Raw genomic sequence first — 25,453 nt, 5'->3', positions numbered from 1 at the left:
CGTCGCTCCCGGGCCAGTGAAAGCCCATATCCATAACGTTGTTGTGGCAAACAATAGGCAATCCGCAGCGACGCAGACAGTGGATAAAAAGGCCATTTACTGGATTTTTGTAATATCAGTACAAAAATGCGATCCGCCTCATAACTTCTACTCTTCGACAGATGACAGCTAACGCGACGAGTTGTGAGGCGACTCGCACTTTTCACCTTACATTACATTTATCCAGTTTTTGGCAGATTTGTCACATGGCAGAGCTCAACCCAGCCCTTTTATCCTGTAAGCAGAAATCCGTTATGGGAGAGAGGCAATGGCCCTGATTGTGGAATTTACCTGTGAACTGCCCAATGGCGTCCATGCGCGCCCGGCAAGCCACGTGGAAACGCTGTGCAATACCTTTACGTCTCAGATTGAATGGCACAATCTGCGCACTGGCCGAAAAGGTAACGCCAAAAGCGCGCTGTCGCTGATCGGCACCGACACGCTGGCAGGCGACCGTTGCCAGTTGCTGATTACCGGCGCAGATGAAGCCAATGCCCACCAGCGACTGAATCAGTGGCTACGCGATGAATTTCCGCATTGCGATGCGCCGCTCGCAGAGGTTAATAACAGTGAATTAGACGCGCTTCCGGCCTCGCTGACTCACCTTAACCCGCAGTCATTCCGCGCCCGCCCCGTCTGCAACGGTAGCGCGGGTGGCGTGCTGACCCCTCTCTCTTCGCTGGATCTTAACGCGCTCGGCGAACTTCCAGCAGCGAAAGACGTGGAGCAGGAACAGTCAGCGCTGGATCGCGGTCTGACGTTGTTAACGAAAAACATTGCGTTCCGTTTGCTGGACAGTGACGGTCCTACCAGCGCGATTCTGGAAGCCCACCGTTCACTGGCAAGCGACGCATCCCTGCGTCAGCATCTGCTGGCTGGCGTTTCGCGCGGCTTAAGCTGCGCGCAGGCGATTGTCGAAAGTGCGAACCATTTCTGCGACGAATTCGCCCGTTCCAGCAGCAGTTATCTGCAGGAACGCGCGCTGGATGTCCGTGACGTCTGCTTCCAGCTGTTACAGCATATTTACGGCGAAACACGTTTTCCGCCGCCGGGCCAACTGACCCAGCCAGCCGTGTGTATGGCGGACGAACTGACGCCAAGCCAGTTTCTGGAGCTGGATAAAACGTACCTGAAAGGGTTGTTGTTAAAAAGCGGCGGCACCACGTCGCACACGGTCATTCTCGCCCGCTCGTTCAATATCCCGACGCTGGTGGGCGTAGAGACAGAGGCCTTAACACCGTGGCGGCATCAGAAAGTGTATATCGACGGAAACGCAGGCGCGGTAGTGGTGTCGCCGAGCGAAGCCATCGAGCGCTATTATCAACAAGAAGCCCGGGTACAGGAGACGCTGCGTGAACAGCAGCGCATCTGGCTGACGCAGGAAGCGCGCACCGCTGACGGCATCCGGATGGAAGTCGCCGCTAACATCGCCCACGCCGTTGAAGCCCAGGCGGCATTCAGTAACGGTGCGGAAGCGGTCGGTCTGTTCCGCACGGAAATGCTGTATATGGATCGCGCCAGCGCGCCGGACGAAAACGAGTTATACAATATTTTTTGCCAGGCGCTGGAGTCCGCGCGGGGACGCAGCATTATCGTGCGCACAATGGACATCGGCGGCGATAAGCCGGTGGACTACCTGAACATTCCTGCCGAAGCCAACCCGTTCCTCGGCTATCGCGCTGTACGCATCTACGAAGAATACGCCGCGCTGTTTACCACCCAACTGCGATCGATTCTGCGCGCATCCGCCCACGGCAGTCTAAAGATCATGATTCCGATGATCTCCTCCATGGAGGAGATCCTGTGGGTCAAAGAGAAACTGGCGGAAGCCAAACAGCAGTTACGCAATGAACACATTCCGTTCGATGAGAAAATCCCTCTTGGCATTATGCTGGAAGTGCCGTCGGTAATGTTCATTATCGACCAGTGCTGCGAAGAAATTGATTTCTTCAGCATCGGCAGCAACGACCTGACGCAATATCTGCTGGCCGTCGATCGCGATAACGCCAAAGTCACCCGCCACTACAACAGCCTGAATCCGGCCTTTTTACGCGCGCTGGACTACGCGGTGCAGGCGGTGCATCGCCAGGGAAAATGGATTGGCCTGTGTGGCGAACTGGGCGCCAAAGGCTCCGTACTGCCGCTGCTCGTGGGGTTAGGCCTGGATGAAATCAGCATGAGCGCACCGTCAATCCCCGCCGCTAAAGCGCGGATGGCGCAACTGGACAGCCGTGCCTGTCGCCAGTTGCTGAATCAGGCGATGGCCTGCCGTACGTCGCTGGAAGTGGAACATTTGCTGGCGCAGTTCCGCATGAGCCAGCAGGACGCCCCGCTGGTCACCGCCGAGTGCATTCGGCTTGACAGCGACTGGCGCAGTAAAGAGGAGGTGATCAAAGGAATGACCGACAACTTACTGCTGGCGGGCCGTTGCCGCTATCCACGCAAACTGGAAGCCGATCTCTGGGCACGCGAAGCAGTATTCTCCACCGGTTTGGGCTTTAGCTTCGCCATTCCACACAGCAAGTCTGAACACATTGAGCAATCGACCATCAGCGTGGCGCGCCTCAACGCGCCGGTGCGTTGGGGAGACGACGATGCGCAGTTCATCATCATGCTCACACTCAACAAACACGCCGCTGGCGATCAGCATATGCGCATTTTCTCGCGCCTGGCCCGCCGGATTATGCATGAAGAATTTCGTAACGCGCTGGTGAACGCCGCGTCCGCCGACGCCATCGCCAGTCTGCTGCAACATGAACTTGAACTCTGAGAGGAAGGAAAATGGAGCTGTATTTAGATACCGCCAATGTGCGGGAAGTCGAACGTCTGGCACGCATCTTCCCGATTGCGGGCGTGACCACCAACCCGAGCATTGTGGCGGCAAGTAAAGAGTCTGTTTGGGATGTACTGCCTCGCTTACAAAACGCCATTGGCGAAACCGGCATTCTGTTTGCCCAGACCATGAGCCGCGACGCGCAGGGCATGGTGAGCGAAGCGAAGCGACTGAACAACGCCATACCGGGCATTGTGGTGAAAATCCCGGTGACGTCCGAAGGACTGGCCGCAATCAAGCAACTGAAAACCGAAGGGATTACCACCCTCGGCACCGCCGTCTACAGCGCATCGCAGGGGCTGCTGGCCGCGCTGGCAGGCGCAAAATACGTCGCGCCCTACGTCAACCGCGTCGACGCGCAGGGCGGAGACGGCATCCGTACGGTGCAGGAACTGCAAACGCTGCTGGAACTGCACGCCCCGGACAGCAAAGTGCTGGCGGCCAGTTTCAAAACCCCCCGCCAGGCGCTGGACTGTTTGCTGGCAGGTTGCGAAGCGATCACCCTTCCTTTAGATGTAGCGCAACAAATGCTTGATACCCCTGCGGTACAGTCGGCTATTGAGAAGTTTGAGCAAGACTGGAAAAACGCTTTCGGAAACATCAACCTGTAAAGGGGATAACGTATGGATCGCATTATTCAATCACCTGGTAAATACATCCAGGGAGCAGATGTCATCACACGTCTTGGCGACTACCTCAAGCCGCTGGCGGAACGCTGGCTGGTTGTCGGCGACAAATTTGTTCTGGGTTTCGCCCAGAGCGCGCTGGAAAAAAGCATCCAGGACGCCGGACTGACGCTGGAAATCGCACCGTTTGGCGGCGAATGTTCCCAGAACGAGATTGACCGACTGCGCGACGTGGCTGAAAAAGCGCAATGTGCGGCAGTGCTCGGCATCGGCGGGGGTAAAACGCTTGATACCGCAAAAGCGCTTGCACACTTTATGAACGTGCCGGTCGCTATCGCGCCGACGATTGCCTCCACCGATGCGCCATGCAGCGCCCTTTCCGTTATCTACACCGACGCCGGAGAATTCGACCGTTATCTGATGCTGCCGCATAACCCGCACATGGTAATCGTCGACACCAAAATTGTCGCTGGCGCCCCGGCGCGTTTGTTAGCCGCAGGTATTGGCGATGCGCTGGCAACCTGGTTTGAAGCGCGCGCTTGTTCACGTAGCGGCGCGGTTACCATGGCGGGAGGGAAATGCACCCAGGCCGCGCTGGCGCTGGCTGAGCTGTGCTACAACACGCTGCTGGAAGAAGGCGAAAAAGCGATGCTGGCCGCCGAGCAGCACGTTGTGACGCCCGCTCTTGAGCGCGTAATCGAAGCGAACACCTACCTGAGCGGCGTCGGTTTTGAAAGTGGAGGTCTGGCGGCAGCCCACGCGATCCATAACGGCCTGACGGCGATTCCTGATGCGCATCACTACTATCATGGTGAAAAAGTGGCGTTTGGTACGTTGACGCAGTTGGTGCTGGAAAATGCCCCGGTAGAAGAAATTGAAACTGTCGCCGCGCTGTGTCACTCCGTCGGTCTACCAATCACACTGGCGCAACTGGATATTAAACAGGATATTCCGGCGAAAATGCGCACTGTGGCAGAAGCCGCCTGTGCGGAAGGAGAAACGATCCATAACATGCCTGGCGGTGCGACGCCGGACGAAGTGTATGCCGCCCTGCTGGTGGCCGATCAATACGGTCAGCGCTACCTGCAAGAGTGGGAATAAGTTGAGTTTGCCGGATGACGCTAACGCCATCCGGCATCCAGGCTTACATTTACAGCAGGTCGAAACGGTCGAGATTCATCACTTTCACCCATGCCGCGACAAAGTCCTTCACGAACTTCTCGCGAGCGTCGTTGCAGGCATACACTTCAGCCAGCGCACGCAGCACGGAGTTAGAACCAAACACCAGGTCAGCGCGGGTTGCGGTGTACTTCACTTCGCCGCTCAGGCGATCGCGTCCTTCAAACAGTTCGCCAGACTCATCGGTCGCTTTCCATTCGTAGCGCATATCCAGCAGATTCACGAAGAAATCGTTGCTGAGTACGCCGACACGGTCAGTGAAGACGCCGTTCTGGCTGCCGTCGAAGTTTGTGCCGAGCACGCGCATCCCGCCGACCAGGGCCGTCATCTCCGGCGCGGTCAGGGTAAGCTGTTGTGCTTTATCAATCAGCAGTGACTCGGTAGTGGAGACATCCAGACGCGCACGGTAGTTACGGAAACCGTCAGCAATCGGCTCAAGCAGTTCAAAGGTCTCGATATCCGTCTGATCCTGACGGGCATCCACCCGGCCCGGCGTAAACGGTACGCCAATGCTCACGCCAGCATCACTCGCCGCCTTCTCAATGCCCACCACCCCGGCCAGCACGATGATATCGGCCAGAGAGGCTTTACCCGTCGACTTTTGAATCTCTTCCAGCACCGGCAATACGCGCGCCGCCGTGGCGTTAACATCCCAGTCGCGCTGTGGCGCTAAAGCCAGACGCGCACCGTTGGCGCCGCCGCGTTTGTCACCGCCGCGGAAGGTGGACGCCGACGCCCAGGCAACAGAAACCAGTTCGCTGACGGACAGGCCGGAAGATGCAATCGCCGCCTTCAGGTTAATGATGTCTTCTTCGGTTGGATGATAAACCGGCTGTGGCAGCGGATCCTGCCAGATCAGATCTTCTTTCGGTACTTCCGGACCGATATAGCGCGCTTTCGGCCCCATATCCCTGTGCGTTAATTTGAACCACGCGCGGGCGAAGGCTTCGTTAAAGGCCTGCGGATCGTTGAGGAAGCGACGGGAAATCTTTTCGAATTCCGGATCAAAACGCAGCGTCAGATCGGTCACCAGCATCGTCGGCTTACGTTTCTTCGACGGATCAAACGGATCCGGAATGATTTCCGGGGCATCCACCGCTTCAAACTGGATCGCCCCTGCCGGGCTGCGCGTTTGCACCCACTCGTATTTAAACAGGTTCTCGAAGAAGTAATTGCTCCACTGGGTTGGGGTTTGCGTCCATACAACTTCCAGACCGGAGGTAATCGCATCCGCGCCTGAACCGCTGCCAAAAGAGCTTGCCCAGCCTAAGCCCTGGGCTTCAATCGGTGCCGCTTCCGGATCCGGCCCAACGTGAGAGGCAGCTGCCGCGCCGTGGGTTTTCCCAAGCGTATGTCCGCCGCCGATCAGCGCGACGGTTTCTTCGTCATTCATCCCCATGTTGCCAAAGGTGGCACGAATAGCCGCCGCCGCAGACAATGGTTCACCACTGTGATCCGGACCTTCCGGGTTCACGTAGATCAGCCCCATCTCAGTGGCGCCCAGCGGCGCTTTCGCCAGCGCTTCCGGGTGGCGGTGAGTCAACCAGGCTTTCTCATCGCCCCAGTTCACATCGAGATCCGGTTCCCAGACGTCTTCACGTCCTGCGCCGAAGCCAAAGGTGCGGAAGCCCGAGTTTTCCAGCGCCACGTTGCCCGCCAGAATAAACAGATCCGCCCAGGAAATTTTTTGCCCGTATTTTTGTTTGATTGGCCACAGCAGACGACGTGCTTTGTCGAGGCTGACGTTGTCAGGCCAGGAGTTCAGCGGGGCGAAGCGCTGTTGACCGCGACCTGCGCCGCCTCGTCCGTCAATCGAACGGTAAGTGCCCGCGCCATGCCAGGCCATACGAATAAACAGACCGGCATAGCTGCCCCAGTCGGCAGGCCACCACGGTTGCGATTCGGTCAGCAACGCTTTGAGATCGCCTTTAAGAGCGGAGTAATCTAATTTGCTGAATTCTTTGCGGTAGTCAAAGTCCTCACCCAGCGGGTTGGAACGATTGGAATGTTGATTCAGAAGGTCCACGCGAAGTTGGTTAGGCCACCAGTCGCGGCTGGTGGTTCCTGCGCCAGCGCTCTGGTCGTGACCGCCCTTATGGAACGGGCATTTTCCGGTGGATAAGGTGTTATGGGTATCGTCAGACGTGCTCATATCTCAGCTCCCTTTTCAATGTTACCGTTACGATATACACCACAGGAGCTTAGATATAGTCGATATAATCCACAGATTCGATAGTCGATACCTTTTATATTTTACGTTAACAAGATGTGGATCAAAACGAGGCGTAAAAAAGCCCTCCTGGGAGGGCTGGGGTATTTACAGGGCAGGTCTGACGCCCAGTGTGTGGCAGATTGCGTAACTCATCTCCGCGCGGTTAAGTGTATAGAAATGAAAATCTTTTACCCCTTCACGGCTGAGAATCTTAACCATATCCATAGCAATATTGGCGCCGACCAGCTTCCGTGTTTCCGCATCGTCATCAAGACCGTTAAACATTTGTGACATCCATGCCGGAATACGCACATTGGTCATATCCGCGAACTTCTTCGCCTGTTTAAAGTTAGAGACCGGCAGGATGCCAGGGATAATTTCCACATCAATGCCTGCCGAAACGCAGCGATCGCGAAAACGCAGGTAGCTTTCGACGTCAAAGAAGAACTGGGTAATCGCGCGGTTGGCGCCAGCATCCACTTTACGCTTCAGGTTCAACAGATCTGCCTGAGCGCTTTTCGCTTCCGGATGCACTTCCGGATAGGCCGCTACGGAGATATCAAAATCCGCCACTTCTTTCAGCAGGCTGACCAGGTCAGTTGCGTACATATCCGGCTTGCCGCTGCCCGGAGGCAGGTCGCCGCGCAGGGCAACGATATGGCGAATGCCGTTATTCCAGTAGTCACGGGCGATGGTACGCAGTTCATCGCGGGTCGCGTCGATGCAGGTCAGATGCGGCGCGGCTTCCAGCCCGGTACGATCTTTAATGCCTTTAATGATGCTGTGCGTACGGTCGCGTTCACCGGAATTGGCTCCGTACGTTACCGACACAAACTTCGGCTTCAGGCTGCTCAGGCGATCGATAGAATTCCACAGGGTTTGCTCCATTTCACTGGTGCGCGGCGGGAAAAACTCGAACGAAACGTTAATCTGACCCTGGACTTCCGCCAGGCTCTGATTCAGGGCTTCCCGCTGGTTGGCGTGAAAAAAGCTCATACCTTACCTCATCAATCGCGTGTCATTATATGTTGTGTTGTGAACATCTATCCGTTTAGACGTCCAGATGTAAAAATGACGGAAAAGTGCGATGCCGTCAACCTAAAAATCAGCGTAAAAGTTGAGGAAAACTCAGGGAAGATGAAAATAATTCATGACGCCAGGGATACCCCGGTATCAGAACCGGACTGACGCTAGCCACTGCCACTGCGCAACGTCCTCTGGCAGCGTCGCCAGGCCAGCCTGAAGCGTCAGTTCACCGTTGCATAGCGGGCGGAAAACTACGCCCCGGCGCTGAATAGCGGCGAACGACGCGGGAAGTAAGCTCAGACCGTCGCCGTGGGCGATGCGGGCGAGCAGCACATCGTGCTCCAGCGGTTCTTCTATACAGGCGGGGAAATAGCCAGCGCGATGAAAAATTTTCCGCGTGTAGTCAAAGAACGCCGGATTGCGCTCACGCTTAAACCAGAATAACGGTCGGTGATTCAGCTCCTTCAGGGAAAGTAAGGCGGTTTCCGCTTCCGGCCAGCTGGCGGGCAGTGCGGCTATCAGCGGCTCCTGCCAGTCTACTGGCGTAACAGCGAGCCCGGCGGTCTCCAGCGGTAGCGCCACCAGCGCGGCATCCAGCTTGCCCCGGCGCACCAGGCGCGCAAGTTCTGGCGATCCGTGGCGTACGATATGCAGTCGCTGCACGCGCGTGCGCAACTGCGTTTCCAGCGGTGCAAACACGCCTTGTTCGAATGCGGTGCTTAATCCCAGTCGTAGCGCGCGATCGCCGCGTTGTGCGACCCGTTGCAGCATCGCGTAGGTTTTTTCCTGCATCTCCAGCAGAGGACCGACGATTTCAAGCACCCGCCGCCCTTCTTCTGTCAACGTTAACCCTTTGGTATGACGAACAAAAAGCGTTACCCCCAGCCGTTCTTCAAGCTGGCGAATATGGCGGCTCAGTGGGGGCTGCGACATAAACAATCGCTGCGCCGCACGGCTCATGTTGTTCTCTTCTGCTACCACGGAAAAGTAGCGCAGCAGACGGATATCCAGAGCATGTATCAGCGGTGGTGTCATACCAAAAAGGTATCACGAAAACGGTATTATCGATATTTTTTCGGACATCCTATCCTCACGCCACATTCTGTGCACCAGGAGAAAAAGACCATGTATTCCGAGCGTTTTATAAAGGGCCGGCAGATGCTGCAACAGGTAGACGGTAAAGGCGGCGATGCGGTTATCGACAGTTTGCGGGATATCGCGCCGGACTTCGCCCGCTATCTGATTGAATTTCCGTTTGGCGACATTTATTCCCGCTCAGAGCTGGATTTACGCAGTCGGGAAATCGCCACGGTCGCGGCATTAACCGCCATGGGCAACGCCGCGCCGCAGCTAAAAGTGCATATCGAAGCCGCCTTACATGTCGGACTCACGCAGGCGGAAATCATTGAAGTCATGATGCAGATGGCGGTCTACGCCGGATTTCCGGCTGCGCTAAACGGGCTGTTCGCCGCAAAAGAGGTTTTTGCCCGACAATAAAATAGCGTCGACCACAGGCAAATTACATAAATCGCCAGCCGGTATCGCGCCCGATGACAACGCTGATACAGGCCGGATAAGGCGAAACCGCCCTCCGGCCTGCAACACAGGTTATAACAGTTGCGCCAGGCGGTTGATGTCCGACTGAATCGCCCCGGCGGTCACGTCGCGTCCCGCGCCCGGCCCGCGGATCACCAGCGGGTTGTCGCGATACCAGCGGCTTTCGATGGCAAACACGTTATCACACGGCAGCAGCGCCGCCAGCGGATGCTCCGGGCGCACGGCTTCGACGCCTACGCGCGCTTTACCGTTAGCGTCAAAACGCGCCACGTAGCGCAGCACCAGCCCCATCTCGCGGGCGGCCTCCAGACGCTGAACCATCTGCTCATTCAGCTCATCGCCGTTTTCAAAGAAATGGTCGATGGAGCCCTCTTCGCAATGCGCAGGTACCAACGACTCGACGCGCACCTGATCCGGCTCGATATCGTAACCTGCTTCACGTGCCAGAATCACCAGCTTACGCATCACGTCTTTACCGGACAGATCCACACGCGGGTCCGGCTCGGTCAGCCCCTGCTGCCAGGCCTGATCCACCAGTTCGGTGAACGGCACGGTGCCGTCAAACTGCAGGAACAGCCACGAGAGCGTACCGGAGAAGATCCCACTGATCGACAAAATGGTATCGCCACTGTCGATGAGATCGCGCACGGTATGGTTGATTGGCAATCCGGCCCCCACGGTGGCGTTATACAGCCAGTGGCGACCCGTTTTATCAAACGCGTCGTGAATTTGCCGGTACTTGTCACTGTTACTCGCCCCGGCCAGTTTATTGGCGCTGATAACGTGAAAACCGTGGCTGGCAAAGTCGAGATATTGATCCGCCAGTTGCTCGCTCGCCGTCACGTCCAGCACCACCAGATCATCGTAGGGGTGCGCGCGCATCCATAAAAACAGCGACTCTTCATCCTGTTCAACGGCTTCGTCGCCAAAGAACGCCAGCGCACGGCTGGCATCCAGTCCTTCGTAGTTCAGCAGGCTGCGGCGACTGTCCACCACGCCCGCCAGCACAAATTCAAACCCGGTACGCGCCGACAACGTGCTCTGCTCGCGGGCAAACAGTTCCAGCCAACGGGAGCCAATATTGCCCTTACCAAACAGCACCAGACCGATACGCTTTTCGGCGCGGAAAAGAGACTGATGTAAGCCCTGAATCAGGCTTTCGGTCGGGCCTGTACGTAACACCGCGACCAGGCTGATGCCCTCTTCCGATTGCCAGGTGAACTCGACCGGCTGACCTTTTAGTTGCTGCCAAAAACGGTGGCAGTGCAGCGGGTTGCGGGTGACCCCCGCGCCGACCATTGCCACCAGCGCAAGCCCCTGCCGCAGGCGCAGTTCTCCCGGTAAGCCCGCCTCGTCAAGGATCCTCAGCGCGCTGTCGGCGACTTCAGAGGTGTAACAGAACTGAAGCAGTTGACGATCGTGATGGACGCCCACCGCCAGCGGACGCACCTGCGCGCGTTTCAGGATCTGGTCGATATCCTTATACGCCAGCTTAAAGTCCTGGCTCGCGGGCACCTGAAACTCAATCAGGCACACATCATCATGACTGGTAACGATACGCGCGCCTGTCCCGGAGGCCAGCACACGTTCAATGCGCGTGGACCCCTGATCCGGCGTGTAGCTACAGCGTAATTGCAGATCGATATCGCTGCCGGAAACGGGCTGAAGCGTGCGCGCGTGCAGCACCGGCGCGGCCAGACGCGCCAGCTCGCTGGCTTCATCCAGACGCAACAGGGGCAGCAGGCAGGCATCTTTCACCTTGCGCGGATCGGCGCTGTAAACCCCGGCGACGTCGCTCCAGATGGTGACCCGGGAAACGCCCGCCAGCGCGCCTATCTGCGTCGCCGAGTAGTCAGAACCGTTGCGCCCCAGCAGTACCGTTTCACCCGCATTGCTGCGGCTGATAAAACCCGTGACCACCAGACGTTTGCCCGGATGCTGCACCAGCAACTGTTGCAACAACGGATAAGATAAACCTTCGTCGACCTGCGGCTGCGCGGCGCGCTCGGCGCGGAGAAATTCGCGCGCGTCCAGCCAGGCGGATTCCATTCCCTGCTGATTGAGTACCGCGGACATCAGCCGCGCGGACCAGACTTCGCCGTGGCCGACCACTTCCGCGTAGACCGCATCGGTGACGCCGCTGTCCAGCAGCGCCGCCAGACGTTCCAGGTCGCTGATGAACAGACTGATCAAACTGTCCGCCACATCGGCAGGCAGCAGACCGCTGATTAGATCGCACTGATAGCGACGAAGGGTTTGTTGCACCTGATGCGCAGAGAGGCGATCGGTCTGACTGAGTTTCAGCCAGCTAATCAACTGGTTGGTGGTGCTGCCTGCGGCGGAAACCACCATCATATCGTCAGGCTGTGAGTATTCCGCCATAATGCCCGCCACGCGCAGATAACACTTCACGTCAGCCAGACTACTGCCACCAAATTTATGCAGTTGGCGACCCTTCGCCCCTGCCTGCGCAATCACACTCATGTTTACCCCTTGTTTGCAGCCCGGAAGCCATTTTCCAGGTCGGCAATTAAATCTTCGCCATCTTCAATACCGGTGGAGATACGCAGCAGCGTCTCGGAGATCCCGGCGGCAGCGCGCGCCTCGGGCGCCATGCCTGCATGGGTCATCGTCGCGGCGTGAGAGATCAAACTTTCCACTCCCCCTAAGGATTCCGCCAGCGTAAACAACGACAGCCCGCCGAGGAAACGACGCAGCGTCTGCTCATCGCCATCCAGTTCAAAACTCAACATCGCGCCAAAGCCTTTTTGCTGGCGCGCGGCAATTTCATGGCCCTGATTTTCCGGCAGTGATGGATGATACAGTTTTTTCACCAGCGGCTGGGTTTGCAGGTAATCGACAATCGCCTGCGCGTTACGCTGCGCCACTTCCATGCGCGGCGACAGCGTGCGCAGCCCGCGCAGCAGCAAATAGCTGTCAAAGGCGCTACCAGTGACGCCGATATTATTCGCCCACCATGCCAGTTCGGTAACGGTATCCGGATCTTTCGCAATCACCACGCCCGCCACCACGTCAGAGTGACCATTCAGATATTTCGTGCATGAATGCAACACCAGATCGGCGCCCAATGCCAGCGGATTTTGCAACGCCGGGCTTAAAAACGTGTTATCGACGACGCTCACCGCCCCGGCGTCCCGCGCCAACTGGCAGATCTTCGCAATATCCACCACGCGTAACAGCGGATTGCTCGGGCTTTCTACCAGTACCAGCTTCGGTTTTTCCGCCAGCGCGGCCCGTAGCGCTTGCTCGTTGCCCTGGTCGACAAACAGGACGCGATAACACCCACGCTTCGCCAGACTGTCAAACAGGCGATAGCTGCCGCCATAGCAGTCGTGCGGCGCCACCAGCAGGTCGCCAGGCTTCAGGAATACCGTCGTGACCAGATGGATCGCCGACATGCCGGTATTGGTCAACACCGCGCCCGCACCGCCTTCCAGTTCCGCCAGCGCACGCTGAACCACATCGCGCGTCGGGTTGCCGCGGCGAGAATAGTCATGAGCGCGAGGTTCATTAAAACCGGTGAAATTGTAGGTGCTGGAAAGATGAATCGGCGGGACGACACAACCGTACTGTTCGTCGTCATTTAACCCGCTACGCACTGCGATAGTGGCCTGTTTACGCGTCATGTTAGGGTGTTCCTGAGCTGAGTCGGTGAAAAGTCAGGCTTCAGAGTAAACATTGTGACAATAGACGTCAATACATCCGGACATCTAAACTTCTTTGCGTATAGATTGAGCAAACTGCAAATAGCCGTTAAAATTATATGCATTAGCGCACAACTACAGGCGCTTTACCCGTGTCATGGGATCGCCTGTACGGTAAACTATGCGGAATTCCGGCTGATAGCCACACCGCGTGTGGTCTGGCCCCATATTAATGACAAAGAGGATTAAGGTATCTCATGGCTGAATGGAGCGGCGAATATATCAGCCCATACGCTGAGCACGGTAAGAAGAGTGAACAAGTTAAGAAAATTACGGTTTCCATTCCTCTGAAGGTGTTAAAAATCCTCACCGATGAACGTACGCGTCGTCAGGTGAACAACCTGCGTCACGCCACCAACAGCGAGCTGCTGTGCGAAGCGTTTTTGCACGCCTTTACCGGGCAACCTCTTCCGAACGATGAAGATTTGCGAAAAGAGCGCAGCGACGAGATCCCGGAAGCGGCAAAAGAAATCATGCGTGAACTGGGTATCGATCCGGAGACGTGGGAATACTGATTTACAGAGACAAAAAAAGCGCCTTTCGGCGCTTTTTTCTTTGACAGCAGAATCTTATTTGCTGCCCGGGATGCTGAAACGCTTGTTGAAGCGGTCAACACGGCCACCGGTTGCAACGTCACGCTGTTTGCCCGTGTAGAACGGGTGGCATTTACCGCACACGTCCAGGTTCAGATCGTGACCAACGGTAGAGCGGATTTTCATGACGTTACCGCAAGAACAGGTAGCAGTAATTTCTTCGTATTTCGGGTGAATATCTTTTTTCATGGGGAAACCTCAGTTTAAGGCCGCGTCGCTCTTCCAGCCCTAACGCCAGACACCACGCGATGTTAATTATTTCCCGTCGCCTTCCACTCTACACCAGCAGCGCGAAATTCTCGGGTAATGGTCAATTTTTGACGCGATCAATTTGCATCAAAGGCGGCGAATCATACAGAAATTAGCCAGCTCATGCAAACTGATTCACTTGTCCACCGCAACTAATGTGTATACTAACCCGCCAGATTTCAAGTCAGGATGATGTCATGCCCGTTGCGCACGTTGCCTTACCCGTTCCGCTTCCCCGCACCTTTGACTACCTTCTGCCGGAAGGGATGAACGTCAAAGCCGGGTGTCGCGTGCGCGTTCCGTTTGGCAAGCAGCAGGAGCGTGTCGGGATCGTCGTGTCGGTCAGCGACAAGAGCGAACTGCCGCTGAATGAGCTCAAAGCGGTGGTTGAGGTGCTGGACGGCGAACCGGTTTTCTCGCCGTCCGTCTGGCGGCTGCTGATATGGGCGGCGGATTACTATCATCATCCTATCGGCGATGTGCTGTTTCATGCCCTACCCATTCTGCTGCGCCAGGGGAAACCGGCAACCAATGCGCCAATGTGGTACTGGTTCGCCACCGAAGACGGTCAGGCGGTCGACCTCAACAGCTTAAAGCGTTCACCCAAACAGCAACAGGCGCTGGCGGCGCTGCGGCAGGGTAAAATCTGGCGCGACCAGGTGGCGGACCTCGAATTTAACGACACCGCGCTACAGGCGCTACGTAAAAAAGGTCTGTGCGAGCTGGCAAGCGAAACACCGGGCTTTAGCGACTGGCGCGCCGGTTACGCGGTTTGCGGCGATCGTTTGCGTCTGAACACAGAACAGGCCACCGCCGTAGGCGCAATTCATAGCGCCTCGGACAGTTTCTCCGCCTGGCTGCTGGCAGGCGTCACCGGCTCCGGTAAAACAGAAGTCTACCTGAGCGTGCTGGAAAACGTCCTCGCCCGGGGAAAGCAGGCGCTGGTGATGGTGCCGGAAATTGGCCTGACGCCGCAGACCATCGCCCGCTTTCGCGAACGCTTCAACGCGCCGGTGGAAGTGCTGCATTCCGGTCTTAACGACAGTGAACGCCTTTCCGCCTGGCTGAAAGCGAAAAACGGCGAGGCGGCGATTGTAATCGGTACGCGCTCTTCTTTATTTACGCCGTTCAAAAACCTGGGCGTCATCGTGATTGATGAGGAACACGACAGTTCCTATAAACAGCAAGAAGGCTGGCGCTATCATGCGCGCGATCTGGCCGTCTATCGCGCCCATAGCGAACACATTCCGATTATCCTCGGTTCCGCTACGCCCGCGCTGGAAACGCTGTGTAACGTTCGGCAGAAAAAATACCGTCTGCTGCGTCTGACGCGGCGTGCGGGAAATGCCCGTCCCGCCACGCAGCATGTGCTGGATTTAAAGGGCCAGCAGATACAGGCCGGGTTAGCGCCAGCGCTGATCGCCCGGATGCGCCAGCATTTGCAGGCAGACAACCAGGTGATCCTGTTCCTCAATCGTCGGGGTTTCGCACCCGCGCTGCTATGTCATGACTGCGGCTGGATTGCCGAATGCCCGCGCTGCGATCACTACTACACCCTCCATCAGGCCCAGCATCACCTGCGCTGCCATCACTGCGACAGCCAGCGCCCTGTGCCGCGCCAGTGCCCAACCTGCGGCTCTACACACATGGTGCCGGTCGGTTTAGGCACCGAGCAGCTTGAACAGGCGTTGGCGCCCTTCTTCCCCGGGGTGCCGATTTCCCGTATCGACCGCGACACAACCAGTCGCAAAGGCGCGCTGGAGCAACATCTGGCGGAAGTGCATCGCGGCGGCGCGCGGATCCTGATTGGCACGCAAATGCTGGCAAAAGGCCATCACTTCCCGGACGTCACGCTGGTCGCCTTGCTCGACGTAGACGGCGCGCTGTTTTCCGCAGACTTCCGATCCGCTGAACGGTTTGCCCAACTGTATACCCAGGTGTCCGGACGCGCAGGGCGCGCAGGCAAACAGGGTGAAGTGGTGTTGCAAACCCATCATCCGGAACATCCGCTGCTCCAGACGCTGCTGCATAAGGGCTATGACGCGTTTGCCGAGCAAGCGTTGGCGGAACGTCAGACGATGCAATTGCCGCCGTGGACCAGCCACGTCATCGTGCGGGCGGAAGACCATAACAATCAGTTGGCCCCGCTGTTTTTACAGCAGTTGCGCAATCTGATTCAGGCCAGCCCCCTGGCAGACGAGAAACTGTGGGTGCTGGGCCCGGTTCCTGCGCTGGCGCCAAAGCGCGGCGGACGCTATCGCTGGCAGATTTTATTGCAGCATCCTTCACGGGTTCGCCTGCAGCATATTGTCAGCGGCACCCTTGCGCTCATCAACACGCTGCCGGACGCGCGCAAGGTGAAATGGGTGCTGGATGTCGATCCGATCGAGGGATAACGCCTTCACGATGCGAGGCGGATCGTAAAATTCAACACCCATCACACTTTTTATGAAAATTCTGTAACCGTTTCCATTCGCTATCTGATAAAAATGTTTTCGATGTGATTTCAACAGGGATAGTGCTGCGCCGGATTACCCTGGCGAGGAGAAAGAGTGAAACCGAAGAAGCAGGTTGTTGCCGCTACAATGAAAGATGTTGCCGAGAAGGCGAAAGTCTCAACGGCAACCGTGTCCCGCGCGCTGATGAACCCGGAAAAAGTCTCCCAGTCCACCCGAAACCGGGTCGAACAGGCCGCAATGGAAGTGGGCTATTTACCGCAGGCGGCGGGACGCAACGTTAAACGAAATGAATCACGGACGATCCTGGTGATTGTGCCGGATATTTGCGATCCCTTCTTTAGCGAGATCATCCGGGGCATTGAGATCACCGCCGCAAGTCATGGCTATCTGGTGCTCATTGGCGACTGCGCGCATCAGAACCAGCAGGAAAAAACGTTCGTTAACCTCATCATCACCAAGCAAATCGACGGGATGCTGCTGCTCGGTTCGCGCCTGCCGTTTGACGCCAGTATTGAAGAACAGCGCAATCTGCCGCCGATGGTGATGGCAAACGAATTTGCCCCAGAGCTGGAGCTTCCTACGGTACATATCGATAACCTGACCGCCGCCTTTGATGCCGTGAATTATTTACATGAGCTGGGGCATCAGCGCATCGGGTGTATTGCCGGGCCGGAAGAGATGCCGCTGTGCCATTATCGCCTGCAGGGTTATGTGCAGGCGTTGCGCCGCTGCGGTATTACCGTCGACCCGCACTATATCGCCCGTGGCGACTTCACTTACGAAGCGGGGGGCAATGCGTTAAAACAGCTGATGGCGCTGCCGCAGCCGCCGACGGCGGTATTCTGCCATAGCGATGTGATGGCGTTAGGCGCGCTCTCCTGGGCCAAACGCCAGGGAATGAAAGTGCCAAACGATCTGTCGATCATTGGCTTCGACAATATCGCCCTGTCAGAATTTTGCGATCCGCCGCTGACGACGGTCGCACAGCCGCGTTTCCAAATCGGCTGCGAAGCAATGCTGCTGTTGCTCGATCAGATGCAGGGGCAAAATGTGAGCAGTGGCTCGCGTTTAATGGACTGCGAACTGATCCTCAGGGGCTCCACTCGCGCCTTAACGTAAACCTTTCAGACACCCGCGTCTGGTCAAAGGCCCGCCGCTTAAGTAACATGGCGGGCTGACGAACGAATAAATACAGCGAAACGATAGTGGCACAACGAGATTATGTACGTCGCGGCCAACCGGCACCTTCGCGGCGCAAAAAGAGCACCTCACGGAAAAAGCAACGCAACACGTCTGCGGTATCGCCCGCAATGGTCGCCATTGCCGCCGCCGTCCTTGTGGCCTTTATCGGTGGTCTGTACTTCATCACGCATCACAAAAAAGAAGAATCAGAAACGTTGCAGAGCCAGAAAGTGACGGGCAACGGGCTGCCGCCGAAACCGGAAGAGCGCTGGCGCTACATCAAGGAACTGGAAAGCCGCCAGCCTGGCGTACGTGCGCCAACGGAACCGTCCGCAGGCGGTGAAGTGATGAAACCGGATCAACTGACCAACGAACAGCGACAGTTACTGGCGCAGATGCAGGCAGATATGCGCCAGCAGCCTACGCAGCTCAACGAAGTACCGTGGAACGAGCAGACGCCGGAACAGCGTCAGCAAACGCTGCAACGTCAGGCTCAACAGCGTCAGGTTGAGCAGCAGTACACGCAGCCGGTACAGCAGCCGGTACAGCAGCCGCGAACCCAGACACAGCCGCAAACGCGTACGGCTCAGTCAGCGCCGGTACAACAGCCGCCGAAGCAGACCTCGCAGCCGAAGCAAACGGCGTCCCAGCAGCCGTATCAGGATCTGTTGCAGACACCGGCGCATACCGCCGCTTCGCAGCCTAAAACGCAGCAGGCCGCGCCGATTTCCCGTGCGCCAGATGCGCCTAAGCCTGCCGCTGAGAAAAAAGACGAGCGTCGCTGGATGGTGCAATGCGGTTCCTTTAAAGGCGCTGAACAGGCGGAAACCGTGCGCGCCCAGTTGGCTTTCGAAGGCTTTGACTCCAAAATCACCACCAACAACGGCTGGAATCGCGTGGTTATCGGGCCGGTGAAAGGCAAAGAAAATGCCGACAGCACCCTGAGCCGTCTGAAGATGGCTGGCCACACAAACTGCATTCGACTCGCCGCCGGGGGTTGAAACCCCCAAAATCCCCCCCATCTATAGTTGCATTATGCCCCGTACACCGTGCGGGGCTTGTATTCTGCATTTGTAACCAAGGGGTCTGCTCGTGACAACAATAGTAAGCGTACGCCGTAACGGCCATGTGGTTATCGCCGGCGATGGCCAGGCCACGCTGGGTAATACCGTAATGAAAGGCAACGTGAAGAAAGTGCGCCGCCTGTACAATGACAAAGTCATTGCGGGCTTTGCGGGCGGCACCGCGGACGCATTCACGCTGTTCGAACTGTTTGAGCGCAAGCTGGAAATGCATCAGGGTCACCTGGTCAAAGCCGCCGTTGAGCTGGCGAAAGACTGGCGTACCGATCGCATGCTGCGCAAGCTCGAAGCGCTGCTGGCGGTTGCCGATGAAACCGCGTCGCTCATCATCACCGGTAATGGCGACGTCGTGCAGCCTGAAAACGATCTGATTGCCATCGGCTCCGGCGGTCCCTACGCCCAGGCCGCGGCGCGCGCTCTGCTGGAAAACACCGAGCTCGGCGCTCGCGACATTGCTGAAAAAGCGTTGGATATTGCAGGCGATATCTGCATTTATACCAACCACTTCCACACCATCGAAGAATTGACCTCTAAAGCGTAAGGATCTCCCATGTCTGAAATGACCCCACGCGAAATCGTCAGCGAACTGAACAAGCACATCATCGGCCAGGATAACGCCAAGCGCTCCGTGGCGATTGCGCTGCGTAACCGCTGGCGCCGTATGCAGCTCGACGAAGAGCTGCGCCATGAAGTGACGCCTAAAAATATCCTGATGATTGGCCCGACCGGCGTCGGTAAAACCGAGATCGCCCGTCGTCTGGCGAAACTGGCCAACGCGCCGTTCATCAAAGTTGAAGCGACCAAATTCACCGAAGTCGGCTACGTTGGTAAAGAAGTCGACTCCATTATTCGCGATCTCACCGACGCCGCCGTCAAAATGGTGCGCGTACAGGCGATCGAAAAAAACCGCTACCGCGCGGAAGAGATGGCGGAAGAGCGCATTCTCGACGTGCTGATCCCGCCGGCAAAAAACAACTGGGGCCAGGCGGAACAGCAGGCCGAGCCGTCTGCGGCGCGCCAGGCATTCCGTAAAAAACTGCGTGAAGGCCAACTCGACGATAAAGAAATCGAGATCGACCTTGCCGCAGCGCCAATGGGCGTTGAAATCATGGCGCCGCCGGGAATGGAAGAGATGACCAGCCAGCTGCAGTCAATGTTCCAGAACCTCGGCGGACAGAAACAGAAACCGCGTAAGCTGAAAATCAAAGACGCGATGAAGCTGTTGATCGAAGAAGAAGCGGCCAAGCTGGTGAATCCGGAAGAGCTTAAGCAGGATGCCATCGACGCCGTGGAGCAGCACGGGATCGTGTTTATCGACGAGATCGACAAAATCTGTAAGCGCGGCGAATCGTCTGGTCCGGACGTCTCCCGTGAAGGCGTACAGCGTGACCTGCTGCCGCTGGTAGAAGGCTGCACCGTCTCCACCAAACACGGTATGGTCAAAACCGATCACATTCTGTTTATCGCGTCTGGCGCATTCCAGGTGGCGAAACCGTCTGACCTGATCCCGGAGCTGCAGGGTCGTCTGCCGATTCGCGTCGAGCTTCAGGCGCTGACCACCAGCGACTTCGAACGCATTCTGACCGAACCGAACGCTTCCGTTACCGTTCAGTACAAAGCGCTGATGGCGACCGAAGGCGTGAACATTGAGTTTACCGATTCTGGTATTAAGCGCATTGCCGAAGCCGCATGGCAGGTGAACGAAACCACCGAGAACATCGGCGCCCGTCGTTTGCACACCGTTCTGGAGCGTCTGATGGAAGATATTTCCTACGATGCGAGCGATTTGAATGGCCAAAGCATAACAATTGATGCGGATTATGTGAGCAAACATCTGGATGCGCTGGTCGCAGATGAAGATCTGAGCCGTTTTATCTTATAATCGCGTTCAATGCATTTTCATCACTGTTGATGGGGCTGAAAGGCCCCATTTTTATTGGCGCTAACTATGACTGAACAACACATTAGCCGCACTCAGGCCTGGCTGGAAAGTTTACGACCCAAAACCCTGCCGCTGGCCTTCGCGGCCATTATCGTCGGCACCACGCTGGCGTGGTGGCAGGGATATTTCGATCCGCTGGTGGCCTTGCTGGCGTTAATTACCGCCGGGCTGCTGCAAATCCTGTCGAATCTTGCCAATGACTATGGCGACGCGGTAAAAGGCAGCGACAAGCCGGACCGCATCGGGCCGCTGCGCGGAATGCAAAAAGGGGTGATTACCCAGCAGGAGATGAAACGCGCGCTGATTATCACCGTGGCGCTCATTTGCCTGTCAGGGCTGGCGTTGGTGGCTGTGGCTTGCCATACCCTGACTGATTTTGTCGGTTTCCTCGTGCTCGGCGGGCTGTCGATTATCGCCGCCATCACTTACACCGTAGGTAATCGTCCGTATGGTTATATTGGTCTGGGTGATATTTCCGTGCTGGTTTTCTTCGGCTGGCTCAGCGTGATGGGAAGCTGGTACCTGCAGGCGCACACCTTGATCCCGGCGTTGATTTTGCCAGCGACCGCCTGCGGCCTGCTGGCAACGGCGGTATTGAACATCAATAACCTGCGTGATATCAACAGCGACCGCGAGAACGGCAAAAACACGCTGGTGGTCCGCTTAGGCGCGGTAAACGCCCGCCGTTATCACGCCTGTCTGTTGATGGGAACGCTGGTCTGCCTGGCGCTGTTCAATCTGCTTTCCCTGCAAAGTCCGTGGGGCTGGCTGTTCCTGCTGGCCGCGCCGCTGCTGGTAAAACAGTCGCGTTACGTCATGCGCCAGATGGACCCGGCGGCCATGCGTCCCATGCTGGAACGCACCGTAAAAGCGGCATTGCTGACTAACCTGCTGTTTATTGTAGGGATTATCTTAAGTCAGTGGGGCAGATAACTGACAAATATCAATTAACAATTGATGATTTTGCCAACAGTGCACTTAGCGCGATATACTAAAAATTCTCGCAGCAACTGAACGTTAAGCCTATGAAATACGATACTTCCGAGCTTTGTGACATCTATCAAGAAGATGTCAACGTCGTGGAACCGCTGTTCTCTAACTTTGGAGGACGGTCGTCGTTTGGCGGACAAATCGTCACGGTGAAATGTTTCGAGGACAACGGGTTGCTGTACGATCTGCTCGAACAAAATGGCCGTGGTCGCGTTCTGCTGGTCGACGGCGGCGGTTCTGTCCGTCGTGCGCTGGTCGACGCCGAACTGGCGCGCCTGGCGGCACAGAATGAATGGGAAGGTCTGGTGATCTACGGCGCGGTGCGTCAGGTAGACGACCTGGAAGAACTGGATATCGGTATCCAGGCGATTGCCGCGATTCCGGTCGGCGCGGCAGGAGAAGGGATTGGCGAAAGTGATGTCCGCGTCAACTTCGGCGGCGTGACGTTCTTCTCCGGTGACCACCTCTACGCCGACAATACCGGCATCATCCTTTCCGAAGACCCGCTCGATATTGAGTGATCAAAAAAGGCACCACAAGGTGCCTTTTTTATACGTGACGTAATCTGTAAGCCTGATAAGCGTAGCGCGCCATTGAGGTTATTGTGCCGGATGGCAGCGCGAGCGCCTTATCCGACCTACAAATTCTCCAAAATCACCACGATGATTACGCGAAAGATAAAGCGTAATTAGACTTCTTCCATACGGCCTAAAAGAGCCTGCAACCGATCCTGCCAGCCGTTCTGCTGCTCTTTCAGAGAATGGTTCTCGCGCTCCAGCTCTTCACGGCTGTGCTGTGCAGACTGCACTTCCTGCGCCAGCGAGTTATTTTTTTCTTTCAGCTCTTCGATTTCCATCTGCAGCAAAGTGATGGTATCAATCGCCTGCTGTACTTTTGCTTCCAGTTTCTCAAACACTTCTAAAGACATGGTCATACTCTCCTGAATTGCAAGGCGACGCTTCACGCATACGCGCACAATATCGCATAATCTATAGTGCCCGATTGTATGAAGCCCCGCCGCCCCTGTCCAGCAGCATCCCGCGCAGATTGCGGTTTGCCACACTTTTCATCCTTCTCCTGGTGACATTCGCCCTATAACTCCAAAGTGTTAACACATTGGTTAAAGAAATGATTCAGCTCACAGTTCTTATGTATTGCAAAACGCGCTTTATGGCGCGATAACGCTCATTTTATTGACGGAGCACACACATTTTAATTTCGATATTTCTCGTTTTTGCTCGTTAACGATAAATTAACAGTATGCCTACAGGGCATCGCGGACGTCAGTGACCTCCTCGCTTACAATAAACACTAATCTCTTCAGGATCCGATTATGAGTCAAACATCAACCTTAAAAGGCCAGTGCATTGCTGAATTCCTCGGTACCGGGTTGTTGATTTTCTTCGGTGTGGGGTGTGTCGCTGCGCTAAAAGTCGCCGGAGCGTCTTTTGGACAGTGGGAAATCAGCGTCATCTGGGGGCTGGGGGTAGCGATGGCTATCTACCTGACCGCAGGCGTGTCTGGCGCGCACCTGAATCCGGCAGTCACCATTGCGTTATGGCTGTTTGCTTGTTTCGACAAGCGTAAAGTTGTTCCTTTTATTATTTCTCAGTTTGCCGGCGCGTTTTGCGCAGCGGCGCTAGTTTACGGGCTTTATTACAATCTTTTCGCGAACTATGAGCTGACGCACCACATCGTACGCGGCAGCGTTGAAAGTGTTGATCTGGCTGGCACTTTCTCGACATATCCCAATCCACATATCAATTTTGTGCAGGCCTTCGCGGTTGAAATGGTGATTACCGCTATTCTGATGGGGCTTATCCTGGCGCTGACCGACGACGGTAACGGTGTTCCTCGCGGCCCGCTAGCGCCGCTGCTGATTGGCTTGCTGATTGCGGTTATCGGCGCATCAATGGGGCCACTGACCGGCTTTGCAATGAACCCGGCGCGTGACATCGGTCCGAAAGCGTTCGCCTGGCTGGCCGGTTGGGGTAACGTGGCCTTCACCGGCGGCAAAGATATTCCTTACTTCCTGGTGCCGCTGTTCGGCCCCATCGTTGGCGCTATTCTGGGCGCGTTTGCCTATCGCAAGCTGATTGGCCGCCATTTGCCGTGCGATACCTGTGTCGTGGAAGAGAAGGAAACCACGGCCGCTACACAACAAAAAGCTTCGCTGTAATGTGACTACGGGACAAAAATTATGACTGACAAAAAGTATATCGTTGCGCTCGACCAGGGCACCACCAGCTCCCGCGCCGTTGTGATGGATCACGATGCGAATATCGTGAGCGTTTCCCAACGCGAATTTGAGCAGATCTACCCGAAAGCAGGCTGGGTAGAGCACGACCCGATGGAAATCTGGGCGACGCAAAGCTCTACGCTGGTGGAAGTCCTGGCGAAAGCAGACATCAGTTCCGATCAAATTGCAGCGATCGGTATCACCAACCAGCGTGAGACCACCATTGTCTGGGAGCGTGAGACCGGCAAGCCGATCTATAACGCCATCGTCTGGCAGTGTCGTCGTACCGCCGACATTTGCGAGCGCTTAAAACGCGACGGCATGGAAGAGTATGTCCGTAGCACCACTGGTCTGGTGATTGACCCTTACTTCTCCGGCACCAAAGTGAAGTGGATCCTCGACCACGTTGAAGGCTCACGCGAGCGCGCGCGTCGGGGCGAATTGTTGTTCGGTACAGTGGACACCTGGCTTATCTGGAAAATGACCCAGGGACGCGTACACGTGACGGATTACACCAACGCCTCACGCACCATGCTGTTCAACATCCACACCCTGGACTGGGACGACAAGATGCTGGATGCGCTGGATATTCCGCGCGCGATGCTGCCGGAAGTGCGCCGTTCTTCTGAAGTGTACGGCCAGACCAATATTGGCGGTAAAGGCGGCACGCGCATTCCTATCGCCGGTATCGCCGGTGACCAGCAGGCGGCACTGTTCGGCCAACTGTGCGTTAAAGAAGGGATGGCGAAGAATACCTACGGCACCGGCTGCTTTATGCTGATGAACACCGGCGAGAAAGCAGTTAAGTCCGAAAACGGACTTTTGACTACCATCGCCTGTGGCCCGACCGGCGAAGTGAACTACGCGCTGGAAGGTGCGGTGTTTATGGCCGGTGCGTCTATCCAGTGGCTGCGTGATGAAATGAAGTTGATCAGCGACGCCTTCGACTCTGAATATTTTGCCACCAAAGTGAAGGACACTAACGGCGTGTATGTGGTGCCGGCGTTTACTGGCCTCGGCGCACCCTACTGGGACCCGTATGCCCGTGGCGCGATCTTCGGCCTGACCCGTGGGGTGAATGCCAACCACATCATCCGCGCGACGCTGGAATCGATCGCTTATCAGACCCGTGATGTGCTGGAGGCAATGCAGGCAGACTCCGGTATTCGTCTACACGCTCTGCGTGTTGACGGCGGCGCGGTCGCTAATAACTTCCTGATGCAGTTCCAGTCGGACATTCTCGGTACACGCGTCGAGCGCCCGGAAGTGCGCGAAGTCACCGCGCTGGGGGCGGCGTACCTTGCGGGTCTGGCGGTTGGCTACTGGCAGAACCTTGATGAGCTACAGGAAAAAGCGGTTATTGAGCGTGAATTCCGCCCTGGCATTGAAACTACCGAGCGTAACTACCGTTACAGCGGCTGGAAAAAAGCAGTGAAACGCGCGCTGGCGTGGGAAGAACACGACGAGTGATTGTGGAATGCCGGATCGAGGCTTCGCCTTATCCGGCCTACCACGACAAG

Annotated in this window: 21 protein-coding genes; 14 read left to right on the top strand and 7 right to left on the bottom strand. The window is 56.5% G+C overall.

Annotation, left to right across the window (positions count from 1 at the left end; all coding sequences use genetic code 11):
* The first annotated feature begins 307 nt into the window (after window positions 1–307).
* Genes ptsP through gldA form a run of 3 tightly spaced genes read left to right on the top strand, consistent with a single transcriptional unit; the run spans window position 308 to window position 4,599 of the window.
* Window positions 308–2,809: a phosphoenolpyruvate--protein phosphotransferase gene (gene ptsP / locus OOJ60_RS20905; protein WP_205613127.1), complete on the top strand. Its 2,502-nt coding sequence runs from the start codon at window positions 308–310 to the stop codon at window positions 2,807–2,809.
* Between the two features lie 11 nt (window positions 2,810–2,820).
* Window positions 2,821–3,483 carry a fructose-6-phosphate aldolase gene (gene fsa, locus OOJ60_RS20900; protein WP_042292623.1) on the top strand — a complete coding sequence of 221 codons (663 nt, stop codon included), beginning with the start codon at window positions 2,821–2,823 and terminating at the stop codon, window positions 3,481–3,483.
* Between the two features lie 12 nt (window positions 3,484–3,495).
* A complete protein-coding gene (gene gldA / locus OOJ60_RS20895; RefSeq protein ID WP_042292621.1) occupies window positions 3,496–4,599 on the top strand; it encodes a bifunctional L-1,2-propanediol dehydrogenase/glycerol dehydrogenase in 1,104 nt (367 codons plus the stop codon).
* Between the two features lie 49 nt (window positions 4,600–4,648).
* Here the strand turns inward: gldA and katG are convergent, their stop codons facing one another.
* The 3 genes from katG to OOJ60_RS20880 form a co-directional block, all read right to left on the bottom strand.
* Window positions 4,649–6,829 (bottom strand): catalase/peroxidase HPI, encoded by a 2,181-nt coding sequence (gene katG, locus OOJ60_RS20890; RefSeq protein ID WP_042292618.1) that lies wholly within the window; start codon window positions 6,827–6,829, stop codon window positions 4,649–4,651.
* A 165-nt stretch (window positions 6,830–6,994) separates the two neighbouring features.
* Window positions 6,995–7,885 (bottom strand): methylenetetrahydrofolate reductase, encoded by an 891-nt coding sequence (gene metF, locus OOJ60_RS20885; RefSeq protein WP_042292615.1) that lies wholly within the window; start codon window positions 7,883–7,885, stop codon window positions 6,995–6,997.
* Between the two features lie 177 nt (window positions 7,886–8,062).
* Window positions 8,063–8,950 (bottom strand): LysR family transcriptional regulator, encoded by an 888-nt coding sequence (locus OOJ60_RS20880; protein ID WP_205613126.1) that lies wholly within the window; start codon window positions 8,948–8,950, stop codon window positions 8,063–8,065.
* Window positions 8,951–9,040: 90 nt separating this feature from the next.
* On the opposite strand from OOJ60_RS20880, the gene OOJ60_RS20875 reads away from it, so the two are divergent.
* Entirely contained in the window at window positions 9,041–9,412 is a 372-nt protein-coding gene (locus OOJ60_RS20875) for a carboxymuconolactone decarboxylase family protein (RefSeq protein ID WP_042292612.1), read from the top strand.
* 111 nt (window positions 9,413–9,523) lie between these two features.
* On the opposite strand, the gene metL is transcribed toward OOJ60_RS20875, so the two are convergent.
* Window positions 9,524–11,956: a bifunctional aspartate kinase/homoserine dehydrogenase II gene (gene metL, locus OOJ60_RS20870; protein ID WP_042292609.1), complete on the bottom strand. Its 2,433-nt coding sequence runs from the start codon at window positions 11,954–11,956 to the stop codon at window positions 9,524–9,526.
* Between the two features lie 2 nt (window positions 11,957–11,958).
* Window positions 11,959–13,119, bottom strand: a complete 1,161-nt coding sequence (gene metB / locus OOJ60_RS20865) for a cystathionine gamma-synthase (protein ID WP_042292605.1) — start codon at window positions 13,117–13,119, stop codon at window positions 11,959–11,961.
* 275 nt (window positions 13,120–13,394) lie between these two features.
* On the opposite strand from metB, the gene metJ reads away from it, so the two are divergent.
* On the top strand, window positions 13,395–13,712 hold the full coding sequence (gene metJ, locus OOJ60_RS20860; RefSeq protein WP_012907792.1) for a met regulon transcriptional regulator MetJ: 318 nt from the start codon (window positions 13,395–13,397) through the stop codon (window positions 13,710–13,712).
* A 54-nt stretch (window positions 13,713–13,766) separates the two neighbouring features.
* Here metJ and rpmE read toward each other — a convergent pair whose 3' ends face one another.
* Window positions 13,767–13,979 carry a 50S ribosomal protein L31 gene (gene rpmE / locus OOJ60_RS20855; RefSeq protein ID WP_012907796.1) on the bottom strand — a complete coding sequence of 71 codons (213 nt, stop codon included), beginning with the start codon at window positions 13,977–13,979 and terminating at the stop codon, window positions 13,767–13,769.
* A gap of 257 nt (window positions 13,980–14,236) precedes the next feature.
* Between rpmE and priA the strand changes: the two genes are divergently transcribed.
* From priA to rraA, 7 genes are all read left to right on the top strand, one after another.
* A complete protein-coding gene (gene priA, locus OOJ60_RS20850; protein ID WP_205613125.1) occupies window positions 14,237–16,435 on the top strand; it encodes a primosomal protein N' in 2,199 nt (732 codons plus the stop codon).
* A 156-nt stretch (window positions 16,436–16,591) separates the two neighbouring features.
* Window positions 16,592–17,617 (top strand): DNA-binding transcriptional regulator CytR, encoded by a 1,026-nt coding sequence (gene cytR / locus OOJ60_RS20845; RefSeq protein WP_060571005.1) that lies wholly within the window; start codon window positions 16,592–16,594, stop codon window positions 17,615–17,617.
* Window positions 17,618–17,703: 86 nt separating this feature from the next.
* A complete protein-coding gene (gene ftsN / locus OOJ60_RS20840) occupies window positions 17,704–18,681 on the top strand; it encodes a cell division protein FtsN (protein WP_205613124.1) in 978 nt (325 codons plus the stop codon).
* A 91-nt stretch (window positions 18,682–18,772) separates the two neighbouring features.
* Window positions 18,773–19,303 (top strand): ATP-dependent protease subunit HslV, encoded by a 531-nt coding sequence (hslV, locus tag OOJ60_RS20835; RefSeq protein ID WP_042292596.1) that lies wholly within the window; start codon window positions 18,773–18,775, stop codon window positions 19,301–19,303.
* A 9-nt stretch (window positions 19,304–19,312) separates the two neighbouring features.
* A complete protein-coding gene (gene hslU / locus OOJ60_RS20830; protein ID WP_042292592.1) occupies window positions 19,313–20,644 on the top strand; it encodes an HslU--HslV peptidase ATPase subunit in 1,332 nt (443 codons plus the stop codon).
* 66 nt (window positions 20,645–20,710) lie between these two features.
* Entirely contained in the window at window positions 20,711–21,637 is a 927-nt protein-coding gene (gene menA, locus OOJ60_RS20825; RefSeq protein WP_042292589.1) for a 1,4-dihydroxy-2-naphthoate polyprenyltransferase, read from the top strand.
* A gap of 92 nt (window positions 21,638–21,729) precedes the next feature.
* On the top strand, window positions 21,730–22,215 hold the full coding sequence (gene rraA, locus OOJ60_RS20820) for a ribonuclease E activity regulator RraA (protein ID WP_181822225.1): 486 nt from the start codon (window positions 21,730–21,732) through the stop codon (window positions 22,213–22,215).
* Between the two features lie 167 nt (window positions 22,216–22,382).
* Here rraA and zapB read toward each other — a convergent pair whose 3' ends face one another.
* Window positions 22,383–22,628, bottom strand: coding sequence for a septal ring assembly protein ZapB (gene zapB, locus OOJ60_RS20815; RefSeq protein ID WP_120714923.1), 246 nt, complete (start codon window positions 22,626–22,628; stop codon window positions 22,383–22,385).
* 399 nt (window positions 22,629–23,027) lie between these two features.
* Here zapB and glpF point away from each other — a divergent pair, with 399 nt between their 5' ends.
* The gene (glpF, locus tag OOJ60_RS20810; RefSeq protein WP_205613123.1) at window positions 23,028–23,873 is read left to right on the top strand and encodes a glycerol uptake facilitator protein GlpF; all 846 of its coding nucleotides are present in this window, start codon (window positions 23,028–23,030) and stop codon (window positions 23,871–23,873) included.
* Window positions 23,874–23,894: 21 nt separating this feature from the next.
* Window positions 23,895–25,403: a glycerol kinase GlpK gene (glpK, locus tag OOJ60_RS20805; protein WP_205613122.1), complete on the top strand. Its 1,509-nt coding sequence runs from the start codon at window positions 23,895–23,897 to the stop codon at window positions 25,401–25,403.
* Window positions 25,404–25,453 lie beyond the last annotated feature (50 nt).

This window comes from Citrobacter sp. R4 (genome assembly GCF_026719175.1).
Taxonomy (GTDB): Bacteria; Pseudomonadota; Gammaproteobacteria; order Enterobacterales; family Enterobacteriaceae; genus Citrobacter_A; species Citrobacter_A sedlakii.
Note: the sequence above shows the minus strand (reverse complement) of the source record. Positions and strands in the feature narration are given on the sequence as shown.

What these genes read in the sequence shown, in the direction of transcription:
- gldA (WP_042292621.1), top strand. Translation starts at nt 3,496, where the DNA reads ATGGATCGCATTATTCAATCACCTGGTAAATACATCCAGGGAGCAGAT.
- katG (WP_042292618.1), bottom strand. Translation starts at nt 6,829, where the DNA reads ATGAGCACGTCTGACGATACCCATAACACCTTATCCACCGGAAAATGC.
- metB (WP_042292605.1), bottom strand. Translation starts at nt 13,119, where the DNA reads ATGACGCGTAAACAGGCCACTATCGCAGTGCGTAGCGGGTTAAATGAC.
- fsa (WP_042292623.1), top strand. Translation starts at nt 2,821, where the DNA reads ATGGAGCTGTATTTAGATACCGCCAATGTGCGGGAAGTCGAACGTCTG.
- zapB (WP_120714923.1), bottom strand. Translation starts at nt 22,628, where the DNA reads ATGACCATGTCTTTAGAAGTGTTTGAGAAACTGGAAGCAAAAGTACAG.
- metJ (WP_012907792.1), top strand. Translation starts at nt 13,395, where the DNA reads ATGGCTGAATGGAGCGGCGAATATATCAGCCCATACGCTGAGCACGGT.
- metF (WP_042292615.1), bottom strand. Translation starts at nt 7,885, where the DNA reads ATGAGCTTTTTTCACGCCAACCAGCGGGAAGCCCTGAATCAGAGCCTG.
- glpF (WP_205613123.1), top strand. Translation starts at nt 23,028, where the DNA reads ATGAGTCAAACATCAACCTTAAAAGGCCAGTGCATTGCTGAATTCCTC.
- metL (WP_042292609.1), bottom strand. Translation starts at nt 11,956, where the DNA reads ATGAGTGTGATTGCGCAGGCAGGGGCGAAGGGTCGCCAACTGCATAAA.
- menA (WP_042292589.1), top strand. Translation starts at nt 20,711, where the DNA reads ATGACTGAACAACACATTAGCCGCACTCAGGCCTGGCTGGAAAGTTTA.
- ptsP (WP_205613127.1), top strand. Translation starts at nt 308, where the DNA reads ATGGCCCTGATTGTGGAATTTACCTGTGAACTGCCCAATGGCGTCCAT.
- glpK (WP_205613122.1), top strand. Translation starts at nt 23,895, where the DNA reads ATGACTGACAAAAAGTATATCGTTGCGCTCGACCAGGGCACCACCAGC.
- priA (WP_205613125.1), top strand. Translation starts at nt 14,237, where the DNA reads ATGCCCGTTGCGCACGTTGCCTTACCCGTTCCGCTTCCCCGCACCTTT.
- OOJ60_RS20880 (WP_205613126.1), bottom strand. Translation starts at nt 8,950, where the DNA reads ATGACACCACCGCTGATACATGCTCTGGATATCCGTCTGCTGCGCTAC.
- rraA (WP_181822225.1), top strand. Translation starts at nt 21,730, where the DNA reads ATGAAATACGATACTTCCGAGCTTTGTGACATCTATCAAGAAGATGTC.
- rpmE (WP_012907796.1), bottom strand. Translation starts at nt 13,979, where the DNA reads ATGAAAAAAGATATTCACCCGAAATACGAAGAAATTACTGCTACCTGT.
- hslU (WP_042292592.1), top strand. Translation starts at nt 19,313, where the DNA reads ATGTCTGAAATGACCCCACGCGAAATCGTCAGCGAACTGAACAAGCAC.
- OOJ60_RS20875 (WP_042292612.1), top strand. Translation starts at nt 9,041, where the DNA reads ATGTATTCCGAGCGTTTTATAAAGGGCCGGCAGATGCTGCAACAGGTA.